Raw genomic sequence first — 2,983 nt, 5'->3', positions numbered from 1 at the left:
CGATAATGGCAAAATTGGCGTTGAACTTGCGCTAAAACATTTGCCGGATATTATCTTATGCGACATTATGATGCCTGAACTTGACGGTTATGGTGTTTTATATCTGCTGAGTAAAAACGCAGAAGCCGCCGCCATCCCGTTTATATTTTTAACAGCAAAAGCTGAAAAAGTTGACCTGAGGAAAGGTATGGAAATGGGCGCAGATGATTACCTGACAAAGCCTTTTGATGACATTGAATTGCTTAATGCCATTGAAAGCCGGTTAAAGAAAAAAGAGATCCAGCAAACCTTTTATAGTAAATCACTTGATCGTTTGGACAGCCTGATCTCCAAGAACGATGGGCTTGCTGAGTTGAAAAAAATAATCAGCGAACGAAAGACCAGGCAATTTAAAAAGAACCAGGTGATTTATTACGAAGGCGACAGGGGGAACGGGCTTTACCTAATGCTTGCCGGGCGAGTAAAAACAGTTAAACTTGCTGAAGACGGGCGCGAATTAATGACCGGCATATTTACTGCCGACAATTATTTAGGCATACAGGCCCTGCTTGCAAATGAGCCTTACAGCGATACCGCTACTGCCTTGGAGGATACATCTGTTTGCCTCATTCCCAAGGACAGTCTTGAGAAATTATTGAATTTATATCCCGACGTTGCCAAGGAGTTTATTAAACTGCTGTCAAATGATATCCGCGAAAAAGAGGAACAATTGCTACAGCTGGCTTATAACTCTGTGAGGAAAAGACTGGCCGATTCAATCTTGCGTTTACACAAGCAACCCGGCCACGATGAAGAGGATGGCTTTAAAATTACTCGTGAAGACCTGGCTGCGATGGCAGGCATGGCTACCGAAACAGTAAGCAGGACATTATCGGACTTTAAGGACGAAGGGTTGATAGAAAAAAAGGGAAGCACCATACGATTACTTGACCTGCCCCGTTTAACCAAAATGAAAAACTGACCAATGTCACTTTTTTCTTTGATATTGCTCACACAATAGAAATCACCCTTTAAATAGCTTTGTAATATAAAACAATAGCTGAATGAAGGCGGTAGCTTATAGTATAAAACCTTTTGAAAAAGAATTCCTGGCCAAAGCCAATCAAAAAAAACACGATATAACCCTAATATCTAACAGTTTAAGCCTTGAAACGGCAATTTATGCTGAAGGAAAAGATGCGGTAATTGTTTTTACGACTGATGATGTTTCAGCCCCTGTTATTGAACGTCTTGCCGGATTTGGCATAAAATATATCACTACCCGGTCTTCCACCATCGATCAAATTAATATTGCGGCTGCCGATAAATTCGATATAAAACTCGCAAATGTTCCATATTATTCGCCGCAGGCCGTTGCTGAACTTACGATGGCGCTTGCATTCGCATTGAACAGGCATATCGTTAAAACCAAAGAACAGAGTAAGCATTTCGATTTCAGAAACGATGAATTGATCGGTTTTAATTTTTATGGGAAAACTATTGGCCTGGTAGGGCTTGGTAAAAGCGGGCTTGCAGTGGCCAATATTTTTAATGGTATGGGTTGCGTCGTTATCGGCTATGATCCTGCTTTCCCCGAAACAACCAACAATATCAGGGAAGTTGACCTGGACACTTTATTTGCCTCAGCAGATATTATCTCGCTTCATTTGCCTTTAACCCCGGGCACAAAACACATTATCAATAAGACCGCTCTTGAAAAAATGAAGAACGGGGTAATGTTAATCAACACTTCGGGAGGTGAACTTATTAACACCAAGGATGTAGTAGTAGCGCTGGATAACGGGAAAATTGGATATTTAGGTATCGATGTATATGAATACGAAAAAGGCCTGTTTTTTGAAGATCACAAAAATGACATTGAGAAAGACCCTATACTTTCCAGGTTAATGGATCACCCCAATGTGCTGGTAACCCCGCACCAGGCTTACCTTACCAGGGAAGCCCTGCAGGAAATTGCCAACCAAACCATAAAGAATCTTGATCAATGGCAAAATAACACCTGCGTTGGTAATGCCTGTATAGGTATCAAAAAATGCCAGGATCATGAATTAAACCAGACTCAGTTAAAGAAAACCCATGTTAACTAAACAACTACATACCGACAAGGCAGAAAAGTATAATGTAGCCGCCCCTCGTTATACCAGCTATCCAACTGTTCCGTATTGGGATAATGAGACATTTTCGGCAGAACAATGGAAAGATTCTGTCAAGCTTTCATTTAATGAAAGCAACACGGAAAATGGTATTAGTATTTATATACATTTGCCGTTTTGTGAAAGCTTATGTACCTATTGCGGCTGCAATACCCGCATTACAAAAAACCATAAGGTTGAAGAGCCTTATATACAAGCTGTTTTAAAAGAGTGGAAGCAGTATTTAAAGATATTCGGATCGAAACCGGTTATACGCGAAATTCATTTAGGTGGCGGTACGCCGACATTTTTCAGCGCTGAAAACCTGCAGTTACTGATAAATGGGGTTTTAAACGACGCAGAAATTCACCCGGAAGCTGAGTTTAGTTTTGAAGCACACCCCGGAAATACAACTGAATTACATTTGACAACATTGTATGATCTTGGATTCAGGAGGTTAAGCCTTGGCATACAGGATTTCGACCCGAAAGTTCAATTTATCATCAACAGGATCCAAAGCTTTGAACAGGTTGAACAAGCAACCAATACCGCCCGCGCAATTGGCTATACTTCTGTTAATTTCGACCTTATCTACGGCTTACCGCTGCAAACAGAGCGCGGGCTTGCAGAAACAATAAGATTGGTGGGTGAATTAATGCCCGACAGGATAGCTTTTTATAGTTATGCACATGTGCCATGGCTCAAGCCCGGCCAGCGCCATTATACCGAGAATGATCTTCCCGATGCAGCAGCAAAACAAATACTGTACGAAACCGGCAGAAGCCTGCTGAAAAGTTATGGATATTATGAAATTGGGATGGACCATTTTGCTTTACCTGCAGACAGTTTAT

General features: G+C 41.3%; 3 protein-coding genes. All 3 read left to right on the top strand.

Annotated elements, in window-relative coordinates:
• Nucleotides 1-961: cyclic nucleotide-binding domain-containing protein (locus QZY09_RS17130; RefSeq protein ID WP_295674333.1), on the top strand; the 961-nt coding region annotated here is incomplete at its 5' end.
• Nucleotides 962-1,043: 82 nt separating this feature from the next.
• Nucleotides 1,044-2,087: a 2-hydroxyacid dehydrogenase gene (locus QZY09_RS17125; RefSeq protein ID WP_295674331.1), complete on the top strand. Its 1,044-nt coding sequence runs from the start codon at nt 1,044-1,046 to the stop codon at nt 2,085-2,087.
• Nucleotides 2,077-2,983 (top strand): coproporphyrinogen-III oxidase family protein (locus QZY09_RS17120; protein ID WP_295674329.1); only part of this gene is annotated, 907 nt, incomplete at its 3' end. The genes QZY09_RS17125 and QZY09_RS17120, both read left to right, overlap by 11 nt.

Source organism: uncultured Mucilaginibacter sp. (genome assembly GCF_903913935.1).
Taxonomy (GTDB): Bacteria; Bacteroidota; Bacteroidia; order Sphingobacteriales; family Sphingobacteriaceae; genus Mucilaginibacter.
The sequence above is the reverse complement of the archived record's forward strand: the minus strand, read 5'-3'. Positions and strand labels throughout refer to the sequence as shown.